Source organism: Streptomyces sp. NPDC104831, assembly GCF_055583025.1.
Genome location: NZ_JBVJOT010000002.1, coordinates 183,732 through 199,448 on the forward strand (window position 1 = coordinate 183,732; position 15,717 = coordinate 199,448).

Annotated in this window: 13 protein-coding genes; 8 read left to right on the forward strand and 5 right to left on the reverse strand. The window is 72.9% G+C overall.

What is annotated here, in order from left to right:
* Positions 1–184: 184 nt before the first annotated feature.
* The 5 genes from ACZ63H_RS02200 to ACZ63H_RS02220 are packed head-to-tail and all read left to right on the forward strand — an operon-like array spanning position 185 to position 6,692.
* Complete coding sequence (locus tag ACZ63H_RS02200; protein WP_469861259.1) at positions 185–1,807, forward strand: ABC transporter substrate-binding protein; 1,623 nt, start codon at positions 185–187, stop codon at positions 1,805–1,807.
* A 3-nt stretch (positions 1,808–1,810) separates the two neighbouring features.
* Positions 1,811–2,767, forward strand: a complete 957-nt coding sequence (locus ACZ63H_RS02205; protein WP_469861261.1) for an ABC transporter permease — start codon at positions 1,811–1,813, stop codon at positions 2,765–2,767.
* Positions 2,767–4,743 (forward strand): dipeptide/oligopeptide/nickel ABC transporter permease/ATP-binding protein, encoded by a 1,977-nt coding sequence (locus ACZ63H_RS02210; protein ID WP_469861263.1) that lies wholly within the window; start codon positions 2,767–2,769, stop codon positions 4,741–4,743. Before ACZ63H_RS02205 ends, ACZ63H_RS02210 begins: the two co-directional genes overlap by 1 nt.
* Complete coding sequence (locus ACZ63H_RS02215) at positions 4,740–5,744, forward strand: oligopeptide/dipeptide ABC transporter ATP-binding protein (RefSeq protein WP_469861265.1); 1,005 nt, start codon at positions 4,740–4,742, stop codon at positions 5,742–5,744. The genes ACZ63H_RS02210 and ACZ63H_RS02215 overlap by 4 nt, the downstream gene beginning before the upstream one ends.
* Positions 5,745–6,692, forward strand: coding sequence for a dihydrodipicolinate synthase family protein (locus ACZ63H_RS02220; RefSeq protein WP_469861267.1), 948 nt, complete (start codon positions 5,745–5,747; stop codon positions 6,690–6,692). It begins immediately after the preceding gene.
* 117 nt (positions 6,693–6,809) lie between these two features.
* Here ACZ63H_RS02220 and ACZ63H_RS02225 read toward each other — a convergent pair whose 3' ends face one another.
* The 4 genes from ACZ63H_RS02225 to leuA all read right to left on the reverse strand — a co-directional run bounded on the left by ACZ63H_RS02225 (position 6,810) and on the right by leuA (position 11,659).
* Positions 6,810–7,751, reverse strand: coding sequence for an RNA polymerase sigma-70 factor (locus ACZ63H_RS02225; protein WP_469861269.1), 942 nt, complete (start codon positions 7,749–7,751; stop codon positions 6,810–6,812).
* Positions 7,752–7,829: 78 nt separating this feature from the next.
* A complete protein-coding gene (locus ACZ63H_RS02230; RefSeq protein WP_469861271.1) occupies positions 7,830–9,029 on the reverse strand; it encodes a sialidase family protein in 1,200 nt (399 codons plus the stop codon).
* A 50-nt stretch (positions 9,030–9,079) separates the two neighbouring features.
* Positions 9,080–9,775, reverse strand: coding sequence for a TerB family tellurite resistance protein (locus ACZ63H_RS02235; RefSeq protein WP_469861273.1), 696 nt, complete (start codon positions 9,773–9,775; stop codon positions 9,080–9,082).
* 162 nt (positions 9,776–9,937) lie between these two features.
* Complete coding sequence (gene leuA, locus ACZ63H_RS02240) at positions 9,938–11,659, reverse strand: 2-isopropylmalate synthase (protein ID WP_469861275.1); 1,722 nt, start codon at positions 11,657–11,659, stop codon at positions 9,938–9,940.
* A 342-nt stretch (positions 11,660–12,001) separates the two neighbouring features.
* Here leuA and ACZ63H_RS02245 point away from each other — a divergent pair, with 342 nt between their 5' ends.
* The 3 genes from ACZ63H_RS02245 to ACZ63H_RS02255 are packed head-to-tail and all read left to right on the forward strand — an operon-like array spanning position 12,002 to position 14,719.
* The gene (locus tag ACZ63H_RS02245; protein ID WP_469861277.1) at positions 12,002–13,072 is read left to right on the forward strand and encodes a M4 family metallopeptidase; all 1,071 of its coding nucleotides are present in this window, start codon (positions 12,002–12,004) and stop codon (positions 13,070–13,072) included.
* 20 nt (positions 13,073–13,092) lie between these two features.
* Complete coding sequence (locus ACZ63H_RS02250) at positions 13,093–13,359, forward strand: protealysin inhibitor emfourin (RefSeq protein WP_469861279.1); 267 nt, start codon at positions 13,093–13,095, stop codon at positions 13,357–13,359.
* A 43-nt stretch (positions 13,360–13,402) separates the two neighbouring features.
* Positions 13,403–14,719, forward strand: a complete 1,317-nt coding sequence (locus tag ACZ63H_RS02255) for a GH1 family beta-glucosidase (RefSeq protein ID WP_469861281.1) — start codon at positions 13,403–13,405, stop codon at positions 14,717–14,719.
* A 3-nt stretch (positions 14,720–14,722) separates the two neighbouring features.
* On the opposite strand, the gene era is transcribed toward ACZ63H_RS02255, so the two are convergent.
* Positions 14,723–15,676 carry a GTPase Era gene (gene era / locus ACZ63H_RS02260; protein WP_469861283.1) on the reverse strand — a complete coding sequence of 318 codons (954 nt, stop codon included), beginning with the start codon at positions 15,674–15,676 and terminating at the stop codon, positions 14,723–14,725.
* Positions 15,677–15,717 lie beyond the last annotated feature (41 nt).

The following is a 15,717-nucleotide window of genomic DNA, read 5'->3' on the forward strand; positions in this document are numbered from 1 at the left end:
CGCTACCCCCATTCGTGTGCGCTGTCTTGACCGCCCCCACGGCCCCTCCTATCGTCGCGCTACCGAGCGGACGTAGGACGTAGGACGTCGTACCTCACTCCTCCCACCCCTCCCCCTCCCCCCTCCCCCTCCCCCTCCACTCCCCCCCAACGAACCATCGGTTCACCGACCCGCTGGAGGACCCGTGCGCGACGACGTGTTTCCCGACGTACCGGCACCGCGCCGCCGGGCGTTCCTCCTGGGTGCCGCAGCGGCGGGCGCGGGGGCGCTGCTGGCGGGGTGTTCCGCCGGACCGGAGTCGACCAACGACACCGGCGGCGGGGGCGGCGGCAAGGACCGGACGCTGACCACCGTCATCGGCTACGGCAACGACGGCAGCTGGGACCCGACCCAGACCGCCTCCGCGTTCGCCATGGCCGCCAACCATCACATCTACGAGGGACTGCTGGACACCGACCCGATCACCCGGGCGCCGTACCCCGCCCTCGCCACCGCGCTCCCCGCCGACCCGAACGCCACGACCTGGCGGTTCACGCTCCGCGACGGTGCCACCTTCCACGACGGCAAGCCCGTCACCGCCGACGACGTGGTGTTCGTCTTCGACCGGATCCTGGACCCGAAGACCCAGACCCTCGCCAAGGGGTTCTTCGCCCCCTGGCTGGACTCCGTGCGCAAGACCGGCGACCGGACCGTCGAGCTGAGGCTCAGGTTCCCGTTCCCGGACGGGCTCTCCCGGCTCACCCTCGCCAAGATCATGCCGGAGCACGTCTACTCCCGGCCCGGCGCCTGGGACGACGCGGTCAAGGGGCTGGCCGTGGGCTCGGGGCCGTACCGGCAGACCGCGCACCACCCGAAGTCGAACACCACCTTCGAGGCGTTCGCCGCGTACAACGGCCCGCGCCGGCCGGTCTTCCGGAAGATGAACTGGCTGACCATCGTGGACGCGTCCTCCCGCGTCGCGCGGATCTCCGGCACCGGGGCCGGCGCGCAGATCGCCGACAACATCCCGTACGCCAACATCCCCCGCCTGGAACAGGGCGGGCTGAAGGTGGCCGGCGGGGCCGGGATGAACAACCTGTTCCTGATGTTCAACACCCGGCACAAGCCCTTCGACGACGTCCGGGTGCGCCAGGCCCTGCACTACGCCATCGACAGCGAGAAGATGGTGCGGGTCGCCCTGAAGGGGCACGGCAGGCCCGCGTCCTCGTTCCTGAACGAGGGCAACCCGAGCCACCGGCGGGCGGGGACCGTCTACGACTACGACCCCGGCAAGGCGAAGGCGCTGCTGGCGGCCGCCGGGGTGAGCGGTCTGGACGTCGAGATCATGGCCGTCAACGTCAGCTGGATCGTGGACTGCCTGCCGACCGTCAAGTCCTGCTGGGACGCCGTGGGCGTGCGCACCACGCTGGCGCCGCAGGAGACCACGGCCGTGTTCACCAAGATGGACCAGAGGCGGGACTACCAGGTGGTCGCGGCGGCCTCCAACCCCAACCAGTTCGGGCTCGACGCCGACCTGATCATGCACTACAACTACGGCCCCGGGAACCTGTGGATGCGGTACACGCGGTGGGCCGACGACCCGGTCGCCCGGCGGCTCTTCAAGGACATGGACCGGGCGACCCGGGAGCCGGACCCCGCGAAGAAGAGGGCGATGGTGCAGGACTACATCGACGTCGTCGCCGAACAGGCCGTGCTGTACCCGGTCGTCCACAACGAGCTGATGACCGCCTGGGACCCGCGCGAGCTGTCCGGGATACGGCCCCAGCCCTACCCGGGCGTCAACCTCCTCCAGGCCCGGTGGGTCTGACGCATGACCACGGTCGTGCGCATCCTGCTCCGCCGGGTCCTCCTGCTGGTACCGCTGCTGCTGGGCATCGTGCTGTTCGTGTTCCTGGTGATGCGGTTCTCGGACACCGACCCGGCGTCCGCGTTCTTCCAGGGCGCCAACCCCAGCCCGCGGCAACTGCACGACTTCCGGGAACGCAACGGGCTGCTGGACCCGCTGCCCGTGCGCTACGTCCACTTCGTCGGCGATCTGCTCCACGGCGACCTCGGCACCAGCGCCCTCACCCGCTCCCCCGTGCTCGACCAGGTCGCCACCGCCCTGCCGCTCACCCTCCAGCTGACCTTCCTCGGCCTCGCCCTGGCCGTCGTCCTGGCGCTGGCGGGCGGGGTGACGGCGGCGGTCTACCGCGACCGGCTGCCGGACCAGCTCATCCGGGTGGTCTCGCTGGTCGGGGTCGCCGCGCCCGGCTTCTGGCTGGCGCTGCTGATGATCCAGTACCTCGCCGTGGACCGGGGCTGGTTCCCCACCGGCGGCTACGTCAACCCGGGCGACTCGGTCACCGGCTGGCTGCGGACCATGGCGCTGCCCGCCGTCGCCCTGTCCCTGCCGGTGGCCGCCCAGCTCACCCGGATCGTGCGGACCTCGATGGTGGAGGAACTGGACAAGGACTACGTGCGGACGGCGATCGGCAGCGGGCTGCCGCCGCGCGTGGTCGTCGGCCGGAACGTGCTGCGCAACGCGCTGGTCAACCCGCTCACCGTGCTCGGGCTGCGGGTCGGCTACCTGCTCGGCGGCGCCGTCGTCATCGAGACGATCTTCGCGCTGCCCGGCATGGGCAAGCTGATGATCGACGCCGTGCAGAACGGCGACCCGGCGGTGGTGCAGGGGGTCGTGCTGACCACCGCGACCGGGTTCGTCGTCGTCAACCTCGTCATCGACATCCTGTATCTGCTGGTCAACCCACGACTGAGGGCGGGCTGATGGTCACGCGTGCGACGCTCACCGAGCGGCTGTCCCGGCCCGGCCTGCGGCTGCGCGGATGGCGCCGGCTGCCGCTGCCGTCGAAGGCCGCCCTCTGCCTGCTGACCGTGGTCGTCCTGGTCGCCGTCCTCGCGCCGGTCCTGGCGCCGGACGATCCGCTGGACCAGCGGGACCCGGCCGGCGGGACGGGGGCGCCGTCCGCCGCGCACTGGATGGGGCAGGACAGCCTGGGCCGGGACATCCTGAGCCGGCTGATGTACGGCGCCCGCTGGTCGCTGGCCATCGGACTGGGCGCGACCGCGCTGGCGCTCGTCGCAGGCGCCGTGCTCGGGGCCGTCGCCGCCACCTCCCGCAAGGCCGTGGACGAGACGCTGATGCGCTGCCTGGACGTGGTGATGGCGTTCCCCGGCATCGCGCTCGCCGCCGTGCTGGTGGCCGTGTTCGGCGGTGGGATCGGCGTGCTGATCTGCGCCATCGCGTTCCTGTTCACGCCGCCGGTGGCGCGGGTGGTCCGGGCGAACGTGCTGGACCAGTACGGGGAGGACTACGTCACCGCCGAGCGGGTCGTCGGCGCCCGCACCCCGCACATCGTGCTGCGGCACGTGGCCGTCAACTGCGCCGCCCCGGTGCTGGTGTTCTGCACGGTCCAGGTCGCCGAGGCCATCGTCTTCGAGGCGTCCCTCTCCTTCATCGGCGCGGGCGTGCGCCCCCCGGACCCGTCCTGGGGCAGCGTCATCGCCGACGGCAAGAACATGGTGCTGACCGGCGGCTGGTGGGCGACCGTCTTCCCCGGGCTGCTGATCCTGCTCACCGTGCTGGCGCTGAACGTCCTCTCCGAGGGCGTGTCGGACGCGTGGGCCGCGCCCGCCCCAAGGGAGGTGCGCGCGCCCGGGGACCGGCTCCAGACGCCCGAGCCGGGCACCGGCGGGGTGCTGCCGCTGCCCGGGCTGGCCGAGGCCGCCCGGCGGCTGCGGGCGCGGGCCCGGCCGCTGCCCGACCGGAGCGGGCAGCCGGTGCTCGCCGTGGAGAACCTCGCCATCGGCTTCCCGGACCGGCACCGGGGCGTGGACATCGTGGCCGGGGTCGGCTTCGAGGTGTATCCCGGGGAGGTGCTGGGGCTGGTGGGCGAGTCGGGCTGCGGCAAGTCGCTGACCGCGCTCACCGTGATGGGCCTCCAGCCGAAGGGCGCCCGGATCGGCGGGCAGGTGCGGTTCCGGCAGCGGGACCTGCTCGCCGAGCCGGCCCGGGCCCGGCGGCGGCTGCTCGGCCACGAGATGGCCATGATCTACCAGGACGCCCTGTCCTCGCTGAACCCGGCCATGACCATCCGCGCCCAGTTGCGGCAGCTCGTCCGGCGCGGTGGCCGCCGCAGCCCCGCGGAGCTGCTGTCGCTGGTGGGGCTGGACCCGGAGCGGACCCTGCGCAGCTATCCGCACGAGCTGTCCGGCGGGCAGCGCCAGCGCGTGCTGATCGCGATGGCGCTGTCCCGCGAGCCGGGGCTGATCATCGCCGACGAACCGACCACCGCCCTGGACGTCACCGTGCAGGCCCAGGTCATGCGGCTGCTGCTGCGGCTGCGCGAGGAGCTGGGCTTCGCGCTGGTCCTGGTCTCGCACGACCTGGCGCTGGTCGCGGACGTCACCGACCGGGTGGCGGTGATGTACGGCGGGCAGATCGTGGAGACCGGGGTGACCGCCGACCTGGTGGCGGCTCCGGCCCACCACTACACGCGCGGCCTGCTGGGCAGTGTGCTGTCGCTGGAGTCGGCCGAGGAGCGGATGACGCAGATCAAGGGCGTCGTCCCGGCCCCGGCCGACTTCCCGGCGGGCTGCCGGTTCGCCGACCGCTGCCCGCTGGCCACCGAGCTGTGCCACACCACCGCCCCGGTGCTCACCGGCACCGCCGCCCACACGGCCGCCTGCCACCACCCGGCGGTGGAGCCGACGTCCGCGGAGAGCGAGGAGGCCCTGCAATGACGGCGGTGGTGGAGGTACGGGACGTCCATGTGGTGCACAGGGCGCGCAGCGGCGGGCTCTTCCGGCGCGACCGGGTGTACGCCCTGACCGGCGCCGGGCTGTCCGTGGCGGCCGGGGAGACGGTGGGCGTGGTCGGCGAGTCGGGGTGCGGGAAGTCGACGCTGGCGAGGGTGCTGGTGGGCATCCAGCGGCCGGCCGCGGGGACGGTGGCGTTCGGCGGCCGGGACCTGTGGACGATGCCGGCCGCCGAGCGCCGGGCGACCGTGGGGGCGGGCACCGGGCTGGTCTTCCAGGACCCGTCGACCGCGCTGAACCGCCGGCTGACCGTCCGCCGCATCCTGCGCGACCCGCTGGACGTGCACCGGCGCGGCACCCGGGCCGAGCGCGAGGAGCGGGTGCGGGAGCTGATGGCGCTGGTGGGGCTGCCCGGGGCGCTCGCCGACGCGCTGCCCGGACAGTTGTCGGGCGGGCAGCGGCAGCGGGTGGCCATCGCCCGCGCCCTCGCCCTGGACCCGGCGCTGGTGGTCGCCGACGAGCCGACCAGCGCCCTGGACGTCTCGGTCCGGGCGCAGATCCTGAACCTGCTGCTGGACCTGAAGGAACGCCTCGGCCTGGCGCTGGTGTTCGTCTCGCACGACATCCAGACGGTCCGGCGGATGAGCGACCGGGTGATCACGATGTACCTGGGCCGGATCGTGGAGGAGACCCCGGCCGGCCGGGTCACCGACGCGGCCCGGCACCCGTACACCCGGGCCCTGTTCTCGGCCACGCCCGGCCTGCTGGACCCCGTCGACCCGATCCCGCTGACCGGCCCGGTGCCCTCGGCGACCCGCCCGCCGAGCGGCTGCCCGTTCCGCACCCGGTGCTGGAAGGCCGACGAGGCGTGCGCCCGGGAGATGCCGGACTTCTCGGCCGCGTCGCACCCCGCTCACCGCTACCGGTGCCACCATCCTGTGGAGGAGGACACGTCGACGGAAGACCTAGCGCGCCAGGAGCCCTGAATGACCCTTCCCGCCCCGCTCACCGGTGTCGTCCCGCCCGTCTGCACGCCCCTGACACCGGACCGCGAGGTGGATGTGCCGTCCCTGCTGCGCCTGGTGGACTTCCTGGTGGAGGCGGGGGTGCACGGGCTGTTCCTGCTGGGCTCGACCTCGGAGGCGGCGTTCCTGACGGACGCGCAGCGCCGGCGCGTGGTGGCGGCCGTGACCGCGCACCTGGGCGGGCAGCTGCCGGTCATCGCCGGCGCGATCGACATGACCACCCCGCGCGTCCTGGAGCACGTCGCGGCGGTCACCGGCGCCGGGGCGGAGGCCGTCGTCGTCACCGCCCCGTTCTACACCCGCACCCACCCCGCGGAGATCGTCCACCACTACCGCCGGATCGCCGCCGCCAGCCCGGTCCCGGTGATCGCCTACGACATCCCCGTCGCCGTGCACACCAAGCTGCCCACCGAGGTGGTGCTGGGGCTCGCGGGGGACGGCGTCCTGGCCGGGATCAAGGACTCCAGCGGGGATCTGGCGGCCTTCCGGGAGCTGGTCACGGGCTCCCGCGCCCACCCCGGGTTCGGGGTGCTCACCGGCTCGGAGCAGATCACCGACGCGGCGCTGGCGCTGGGCGCGGACGGGGCGGTGCCGGGCCTGGCCAACGTCGATCCGCACGGGTACGTGCGGCTGTACCGGCAGTGCCGGGCACAGGACCCGGAGGGGGCGCGGGCCGAGCAGGAGCGGCTGTGCGCCCTGTTCGGGATGGTCGGCGTGGGCGACCCGGCGCGGATGGGCGGCGGTTCGGCGGCGCTGGGCGCGTTCAAGGCGGCGCTGCACCTGCGCGGTGTCATCGACTGCCCGGTCACCGCCGAGCCGCAGGTCCCGCTGTCCGGCGAGGAGGTCGAGCGGGTCGGCAAGTTCCTGGCGGCGGCGGGCCTCCTCGGCCAGGACGCGCACGGGCGCTGACAGCGGCGCGCGACGGCCGCGACGGGCACCGGCGGGCCCGTACGCCCCCGCCGCACGCGCCCGGTGCGGGGAAGGCCGCGGCACGTGCCGGCGCGCCACGGCCACCGCGCACGACGCTCACCGCGCTCCCCGGCGCACCTCCCGCAGCGCGTGGTGCACCGACCAGGCGTCCGCCACCGGGCCCAGGTGGCCGAGCTTGTCGGGGTTGACCACGATGCGGATGTCCTGGATCCGCCCGTCGAGGACGTCGAGCGCCACGGCGTTGAGCACGCGGCCCTCCGGGTCCCGGAAGACCGCGCCGGGCTGCCCGTTGACCTGGTGCGGCTCGCAGGCCACGCCGAGCCGGGCGAGCTGGGGGAAGACGGTGGTGAGCAGGCGGGCCACGTTCTCGGCGCCCAGGACGCTCCGGGCCAGCTGGGGCGCCTTGCCGCCGCCGTCGCCGGCCAGCGACACGTCGGCGGCGAGCAGGTCCCTCAGCCCGATGACGTCGCCCTCGCGCAGGGCGTCGAAGAACCGCGCGGCCAGTTCGTCCCGCTCGGCGCGGTCCGCCTCGAAGCGGGGCCGGCCCTCGGTCATGTGGCGCCGGGCGCGCACCAGGAGCTGGCGGCAGGCCGCCTCCGAGCGGTCGACCGCCCGGGCGATCTCGGGGAAGCCGAAGTCGAACACCTCCCGCAGCACGAAGACCGCGCGCTCCAGCGGGCTGAGCCGCTCCAGGAGGAGCAGGGCGGCCATCGACACGGAGTCGGCCAGTTCCGCCGAGCGCTCCGGGTCCTGGTAGGGGTCGGCGAGCAGCGGCTCGGGGAACCAGGGGCCGACGTAGGCCTCCCGGCGGACCCGGGCCGAGCGCAGGACGTCGATGGACAGCCGGGTCACCGTGGCCGACAGGTACGCCTTGGCCGACCGGGGCCGGACCGGGGAGGCGGTGAAGCGCAGCCAGGTCTCCTGGACGGCGTCCTCGGCCTCGCCGACGCTGCCGAGGATCCGGTAGGCGATGGAGAACAGCAGGGGCCGCAGCTCCTCGAACTCCTCGGTTCTGCTCGTGTTCGTGCTCGTGCTCATGCCGGACGTCCCCCGCCGTAGTCGATCGACGCCCCACATCATCCCCTCCCGCGCCGGAAAACGCCCGCCCCGTGACCGTCAGGGCAGCGGGATCCGGCGGAACTCCAGCGTCTCGTAGGGGCTGTCGGTGCCGGTCTCGTAGAGGACGCCGATGTGGTGGCGGCCGACCGGGACGAGGTCGGAGTAGGCGGCCCGGCGGTCGCCGAGGGTCAGCAGCCGGACGAAGGCGCGTCCGGCGTCCGCGCTGGCCCACAGGGCGAGGGCGCGGCGGGCGGTGGGCACGGAGGGCGCGGAGAACAGCAGGGGCGCGCCCGGGGTGTCGGGCTGCAGGACGCTGCCCTGGACCACGGGGACGGCGTCCAGGGAGTGCTGGACGGCGTAGGGGCGGTCCAGGGTGTGGCCGCCGTCGCTGGAGTAGGTGTCGAGCCGGTTGCCGGGCGCGGTGCCGTTCTGGTCGCGGGCGCCGAGGTAGACGCGGCCGTCGGGGAGCTGGGCGGCGCCGGTCTCGTTGGCGTTGGTCACGCCGTCGTAGACCGCGTCCACGAAGCCCAGGTGCCAGGTGTGCCCGGTGTCGTCGCTGTAGAGGGCGTGGCCGCCGTAGTAGCGGGCCTCCCGGCCGGTGTCCGAGGAGCCGGCGGGCGGGGCGGCGGAGTGGTTGGCGGGGATCAGCAGGCGGCCGGCGCGCGGGCCGCGGGTGAGGGCGAGGGCGTGGCCGGGGCCGGTGGCGTACCAGCGCCAGTCGGGCCGCTTCACCGTGTCGGTGATGTCCCGGGGCGCGGTGAAGTGCCGGCCGTCGTCCGCGCTGCGCTGGACGTAGACCCGGCGGCCCTCCTGCGGGCCGGCCTCGCCGCGCATGATCCGGTCCTCGGTCACGCCGCCGCTGTTTCCGCAGGTCACCAGGACGATGGTGCCGGTGCGCGGGTCGACGACGGGCGCCGGGTTGCCCCGGGTGTCGCCGTGGCCGGCGGCGACCACGGTCAGCGGGCCCCAGGTGCAGCCGCCGTCGGCGGAGCGGCGCAGCACGACGTCGATGTCCCCGCTGTCGGCGGCCCCGTCGCGGCGGCCCTCGGCGAAGGCGAGGAGGGTGCCGGTCCGGGTCTCCACCACGGCGGGGATGCGGTAGACGGCGTAGCCGCCCTGCCCGGAGGTGTACGGGACGGAGGAGTCGCAGGCGCCGGGCGCCGCGTGGGCGGGGTGCCGGGCGGTGAACGCGGTGAGTGCCGTGAGTGCGGTGAGGAGGGCGAGGACGGTCGGGAGGGTGCGGCTGCGCGGGGTCACGCCCTGATGCTGCCCGCCACGGCGGCGGCGCTCTTACTCCACCGGAGTGATCAGGAGGGCGTGCGGGCGGCGGCCAGCAGCCGGTCCACGTCGTCGGCGCGGAGGGTGAGGGCCGCGCCGACGGTGGCGAGGGCGTCGCGTTCGGCGGGGGTGTAGGGGCCGTCGGCGAGGGCGATGCGGGCGCCCTGGAGCAGCAGGGCCTCGCGGCCGGCCGGGGCGAGGTGCGCGGCGAGCGGGTCCAGGGCCTCGTGCAGCTCTATGGTCAGCCCGGCTCCGCACGGCTGCTCGAAGTACCGGCCGGTGTCGGCGGCGAGGGCGTCGACCAGGGCGGCGAGCTGCTCCTCGGTGCAGTCGGCGAAGCCGGCCGCGCGCACGGTGACGGCGGCCGTCTCCAGGACCGTGCGGGAGGAGGTGCCGCCCGCGGCGAGGACCGCGAGGGCGACCGTGTGCACGGCGTCGCGGAGCATCGCGGAGAAGCGGCGGGTGGTGGGGTGGCCCAGGACGTCGGTGCCGAAGTGGTGCCGGCAGGCGGCGCACTCCACCACCGGTCCGGTCTCGCCGCGCGGCAGCAGGGGCACGCCGAACAGGGTGAGCCGGCGGCGGCCGGTGAGCCGCTGGTAGTTGCGGTCGCCGCCGCAGCCGGGACAGAAGAACTCTCCGTCGCCGACGGGCGTCCACGCGGTGCGGGTGCCCATGATGCGCAGGGCCCCGGTGGCACGGCCGTCTCGTCCCCGTACTGGCAGCACGTCGCACCTCCGTAACGGCGCGGCAACATCGCCGCGCTGGCGTGATGTTAGCCACATCCGGGAGGCGGAGTCAGTACCCCGTACGAGACCTTTCCGTGACCTGGGGGGCGCGATGGCCGAAACCGGCACCCCGCCCGCCGCCGTGCGGCGGGCGGGGACCCGTCAGCGGGTGGCGCGGTTGACGGCGGAGACGACCGCCTTCAGCGAGGCGCGGGTGGTGTTCGCGTCGATGCCGATCCCCCACAGGACCTTGCCGTCGATCGCGCACTCGATGTACGAGGCGGCCTGCGCGGAGGCGCCCTCGCTCATCGTGTGCTCCTGGTAGTCCAGCAGGCGTACGTCGACGCCCAGGGCGTGCAGGGCGTCGAAGAAGGCCGAGATCGGACCGTTGCCGGAGCCGGTCAGGACGGTGTCCCGGCCGTCGACGGTGGCCTCGACGGTGAGGGTGTCCACGCCGTCGGTGTCCGTGGTGGACTGGCCGGTCCTGACCTGGATGCGGCCCCAGGGGTTGTCCGGGTTGGGCAGGTACTCGTCCTGGAAGACGGACCAGATGTCCTTCGGGGTGATCTCGCCGCCCTCGGCGTCGGTCTTCGCCTGGATGATCCTGGAGAACTCGATCTGCATCCGGCGCGGCAGGTCCAGCTTGTGGTCGTTCTTCAGGACGTAGGCGATGCCGCCCTTGCCGGACTGGGAGTTGACGCGGATGACGGCCTCGTAGGAGCGGCCGACGTCCTTGGGGTCGATGGGCAGGTACGGCACCGCCCACTCGATGTCGTCGACCGTGACGCCCCTGGCCCGCGCGTCGGCCTCCATGGCGTCGAAGCCCTTCTTGATGGCGTCCTGGTGGGAGCCGGAGAAGGACGTGTAGACCAGGTCGCCCACGTACGGGTGGCGCGGGTGGACCTCCATCTGGTTGCAGTACTCCCACGTACGGCGGATCTCGTCGATGTCGGAGAAGTCGATCTGCGGGTCGACGCCCTGGGAGAACAGGTTCATGCCCAGGGTGACCAGGTCGACGTTGCCGGTGCGCTCGCCCTGCCCGAACAGGCAGCCCTCGACGCGGTCGGCGCCGGCCATCAGGGCCAGTTCGGCGGCGGCCACGGCGGTGCCGCGGTCGTTGTGCGGGTGGACGGACAGGCAGACGTACTCGCGGCGGGAGAGGTTGCGGTGCATCCACTCGAAGCGGTCCGCGTGCGTGGAGGGGGTGGAACGCTCCACGGTGGCGGGCAGGTTCAGGATGATCTCGCGGCCCGGGCCGGGCTGCCAGACGTCCATGACCGCCTCGCAGACCTCCAGGGCGAAGTCCAGCTCGGTATCGGTGAAGATCTCCGGGCTGTACTGGTAGCCGAACTCGGTCTCGGGGCCGAGCAGTTTGTCGGCGTACTCCATCACCAGGCGGGTGCCGTCCACGGCGATCTGCCGGATGTCGTCCTTGGAGCCGCGGAAGACGACCCGGCGGAAGACCGGCGCGGTGGCGTTGTACAGGTGGACGGTGGCGCGGCGGGCGCCCTTCAGGGACTCCACCGTCCGCTCGATCAGGTCCTCGCGGGCCTGGGTCAGCACCGAGATGGTGACGTCGTCCGGGATCGCGCCCTCTTCCTCGATGATCGAGCGCACGAAGTCGAAGTCGGTCTGGCCGGAGGCGGGGAAGCCGACCTCGATCTCCTTGTAGCCCATCTTCACCAGCTGGTCGAACATCCGGCGCTTGCGCTCGGGCGACATCGGGTCGATCAGGGCCTGGTTGCCGTCGCGCAGGTCGGTGGAGAGCCAGCGGGGGGCGGCGGTGACGCGCTTGCCGGGCCAGGTGCGGTCCGGGATGTCGACCTGCTCGTAGCGACCGTACTTGTGGATCGGCATGGGGCTGGGCTGCTGGCGGTTGGCCATGACGCGTGGGCTCCTCAGGGTGTCCCGGATATCCGAGTGGACGGCCGACGACGCAACGCCAGAGCTCCGCGGGGAGGGAGTCGGCCTCGACTACAGACCCTCGCCGCGGCAGCTAAGAAGAAGCAGCCAGGAACGCATGATGCTCCGCAGCCTAGCCGAGCCGTTCCGGACGCGCGGGCCTGTCCCAGTATGCGGGACCACACGGCGGAACCGGACAAAAAGTGCACGGCATCACATCGCCCTACCACACTGTCACGGAGCGTGGCGCTCGTTGTCCTGGTATTTCACCAATCATGGTGGCAGGTAGTGACAGTGGAGTCACACAATGCGATGGTTCCGGATATGACGACCCACGGGGGCTTCGAGCCCGTCTTCTGCACGATCGTGCCGCCCCACGTCCTCGACAAACTCGCCCGCAACGACGACCCCGCGCTCTCCGGCCCGGCCCGCCGGTCGCTGGAGCACGACGCCTACCAGCGCACCAAGCGGCGCCTGACCACGGTGATCGGCGCGAGCACCGTCGCCGCGCCGCAGGGCGCCGCCGCCGACCAGCCGCACCGCACCGTCTACGACGCCGAGCACACCCAGGACCTGCCCGGCACCAAGGTCCGCGAGGAGGGCTCCGACCCCGGCCCCGACGCCTCCGTCAACCGGGCGTACGCGGGCCTCGGCGCCACCTTCGACCTGTACCTGAAGGCGTACGGCCGGCACTCCATCGACGGCAACGGCCTGCCGCTGGACGCCACCGTGCACTTCGGCGAGGGCTACGACAACGCCTTCTGGAACGGCGAGCAGATGGTCTTCGGCGACGGGGACAACGAGGTCTTCCTCGACTTCACCATCCCGGTCGACGTCATCGGCCACGAGCTGACCCACGGCGTCACCCAGCACACCGCCAACCTGGACTACCACGGCCAGTCCGGCGCGCTCAACGAATCGCTCTCCGACGTCTTCGGCTCGCTGATCAAGCAGTACACCCTCGGCCAGACCGCCGCCGAGGCCGACTGGCTGATCGGCGCCGGGCTGCTCGCCCCGCGCGTCACCGGGGTGGCCCTGCGCTCCATGAAGGCCCCGGGCACGGCGTACGACGACGACGTCCTCGGCAAGGACCCGCAGCCGGCGCGGATGGAGGACTACGTCCGCACCGGCCGCGACAACGGCGGCGTGCACATCAACTCCGGCATCCCCAACCACGCCTTCTACCTGGCCGCCACCGCCCTCGGCGGCTACGCCTGGGAGAAGGCCGGGCAGATCTGGTACGACGTGCTGACCGGCGGCGACCTGAAGGAGGACGCCCTGTTCACCGACTTCGCCACGCTGACGGTGAAGGCGACCCGGGAACGGTACGGCGCCGGGGACGAACTGCGGGCCGTGCAGAAGGCATGGGAACAGGTGGGGGTGCGCACGCTCTAGTTCCGTACTAGACACGGACCATGCAGATTCGAGTACGGCGTACGGGCGGTTTCGCGGGCATCGAGCGCGGGGCCGAGGTGGACACCTCGGACCGGCCCGATGCCGGGGAGTGGCAGTCCCTGGCCGGGCGCGTCCTCGCGTCCGGCCGGGCCGCGCCTCCGGTGGGCGTCCCGGACGGCTTCAGCTACGAGATCACGGTCGACGGCCGCACGGTGTACACGGCCGATCCCGAACTGACCTGCGACGAGAGGGAGTTGGTGACACGGGTGCTGAAGGAGGGCGCGTGACGGGGCGTTGACTTCCGTCACCGGGCCTGCGGATGATCCGCCCATGGCGACTGACGCAGGCACCGAGCTCCCCCGGTTCCCGGCCGGCTTCCTCTGGGGCGTGTCGACCTCGGCCCACCAGATCGAGGGCGCGGCCGAGCAGCGGGAGCCGTCCGTGTGGGACGTGTTCACGGCCGGGCCGGGGCGGGTGAGGGACGGTTCGACGGCGGCGGTGGCCTGCGACCACTACCACCGCTATCCCGAGGACGTGGCCCTGCTCGCCGGCCTCGGCGTGGACGCGTACCGCTTCTCCGTCTCCTGGCCGCGGGTGAACTCCCCCGGCGGCCTGGACTTCTACGACCGCCTGGTGGACGAGCTGTGCGCCGCGGGCGTACGGCCCGTGCCCACCCTCTTCCACTGGGACCTGCCCGCCGCGCTCGACTGGCTGGACCGGGACACGGCGCCCAGGTTCGCCGACTACGCCGCGCTGGTGGCGGACCGCCTCGGCGACCGGGTGCACAAGTGGATCACCCTCAACGAGCCGGCGGAACACACCCTGCTGGGCCACGCGATCGGCACCCACGCCCCCGGCCGGCGGCTGCTCTTCGACGCCCTCCCCGCCGCCCACCACCAGCTCCTCGCCCACGGTCTCGCGGTGCGGGCGCTGCGCGCGGCCGGGGCGGCGGACATCGGCATCGCCAACTCCCACGGCCCGGTCCGGCCCGCCTCACCGGATCCGGCGGACGTGGCGGCGGCGGACCTCTACGACACGCTGCTGAACCGGCTGTTCGCCGAGCCGGTGCTCCTCGGCGCGTACCCGGAGGGCATGGCCGGGCTGATGCCCGACGGCGCGGCGGAGGACCTGGCGGTCATCGCCGAGCCCGTCGACTGGTACGGCGTCAACTACTACGCCCCGTCCCTGGTGGGCGCCCCGGAGAGCGGCAACGGCACCTACGGGGGGCTGGAACTCCCCGCCGAACTGCCCTTCTCGGTACGCGAGATCGAGGGGCGCCCGGTGACCGACTTCGGCTGGCCGGTGGTCCCCGAGGGGCTGACCGAACTCCTCACCGGCTTCCACGACCGCTACGGCGACCGGCTCCCGCCCGTCGTCATCACCGAGAACGGCTGCTCCTACGAGGGCGTCGACGACCAGGACCGCATCGCCTTCCTGGACGCCCACATACGCGCCGTCCACACCGCGCTGACGGCCGGCGTCGACGTCCGCGGCTACTTCGTCTGGTCCCTCATGGACAACTTCGAGTGGGCCGAGGGCTACACCCGCCGCTTCGGCCTGGTGCACGTCGACTACACGACGCTCACGCGCACGCCGAAGGCGTCGTACCACTGGTACCGAAAGGTGCTGCGGGCGCAGCACGGGTGAGGGTCAGAAGCCCAGCTTGCGCAGCTGCCTGGGGTCGCGCTGCCAGTCCTTGGCCACCTTGACGTGCAGGTCCAGGAAGACCGGCGTGCCCAGCAGCGCCTCGATGTGCTTGCGGGACTTGATGCCGACCTCCTTCAGCCGCTTGCCCTTGGGCCCGATGATGATGCCCTTCTGGCTGGGCCGCTCGATGTAGACGTTGGCGTGGATGTCCAGCAGCGGCCGGTCCGCGGGGCGGTCCTCCCGCGGGAGCATCTCCTCCACGACCACCGCGATGGAGTGCGGCAGCTCGTCCCGCACGCCCTCCAGGGCGGCCTCCCGGATCAGCTCGGCGACCATCACCTGCTCGGGCTCGTCCGTCAGATCGCCCTCGGGGTAGAGCGCCGGCCCCTCGGGCAGCAGCGGGATCAGCAGGTCGGCCAGCAGGTCCACCTGCTTGTCGCCGACCGCCGACACCGGCACGATCTGCGCCCACTCGATGCCCAGCTCCTTGCCGAGCTGGTCGACGGCGATCAGCTGCTCGGCGAGGGTCTTGGGGTCGACCAGGTCGGTCTTGGTGACGATCGCGACCTTCGGCGTCTTCTTGATGCCGGCCAGTTCCTTCGCGATGAACCGGTCACCGGGGCCGAGCTTCTGGTCCGCCGGCAGGCAGAAGCCGATCACGTCGACCTCGGCCCAGGTCGTGCGGACCACGTCGTTCAGCCGCTCGCCGAGCAGCGTGCGCGGCTTGTGCAGCCCGGGGGTGTCGACGAGGATCAGCTGCGCGTCCGGCCGGTGCACGATGCCCCGGACCGTGTGCCGGGTCGTCTGCGGGCGGTTGGAGGTGATCGCCACCTTCTGCCCGACCAGAGCGTTCGTCAGGGTGGACTTGCCCGCGTTGGGGCGGCCCACGAAGCAGGCGAAGCCGGCGCGGTGGACGGTCTCGGCCGGCTGCTCGGAAGTCTCGGTACGAACGCTCATGCCGCCCATTGTCCCTGATCCACGGAGCCGCGCCGCACCAC

What these genes read in the sequence shown, in the direction of transcription:
- ACZ63H_RS02250 (WP_469861279.1), top strand. Translation starts at nt 13,093, where the DNA reads ATGCAGATTCGAGTACGGCGTACGGGCGGTTTCGCGGGCATCGAGCGC.
- ACZ63H_RS02210 (WP_469861263.1), top strand. Translation starts at nt 2,767, where the DNA reads ATGGTCACGCGTGCGACGCTCACCGAGCGGCTGTCCCGGCCCGGCCTG.
- leuA (WP_469861275.1), bottom strand. Translation starts at nt 11,659, where the DNA reads ATGGCCAACCGCCAGCAGCCCAGCCCCATGCCGATCCACAAGTACGGT.
- ACZ63H_RS02215 (WP_469861265.1), top strand. Translation starts at nt 4,740, where the DNA reads ATGACGGCGGTGGTGGAGGTACGGGACGTCCATGTGGTGCACAGGGCG.
- ACZ63H_RS02255 (WP_469861281.1), top strand. Translation starts at nt 13,403, where the DNA reads ATGGCGACTGACGCAGGCACCGAGCTCCCCCGGTTCCCGGCCGGCTTC.
- ACZ63H_RS02205 (WP_469861261.1), top strand. Translation starts at nt 1,811, where the DNA reads ATGACCACGGTCGTGCGCATCCTGCTCCGCCGGGTCCTCCTGCTGGTA.
- ACZ63H_RS02225 (WP_469861269.1), bottom strand. Translation starts at nt 7,751, where the DNA reads ATGAGCACGAGCACGAACACGAGCAGAACCGAGGAGTTCGAGGAGCTG.
- ACZ63H_RS02245 (WP_469861277.1), top strand. Translation starts at nt 12,002, where the DNA reads ATGACGACCCACGGGGGCTTCGAGCCCGTCTTCTGCACGATCGTGCCG.
- ACZ63H_RS02220 (WP_469861267.1), top strand. Translation starts at nt 5,745, where the DNA reads ATGACCCTTCCCGCCCCGCTCACCGGTGTCGTCCCGCCCGTCTGCACG.
- era (WP_469861283.1), bottom strand. Translation starts at nt 15,676, where the DNA reads ATGAGCGTTCGTACCGAGACTTCCGAGCAGCCGGCCGAGACCGTCCAC.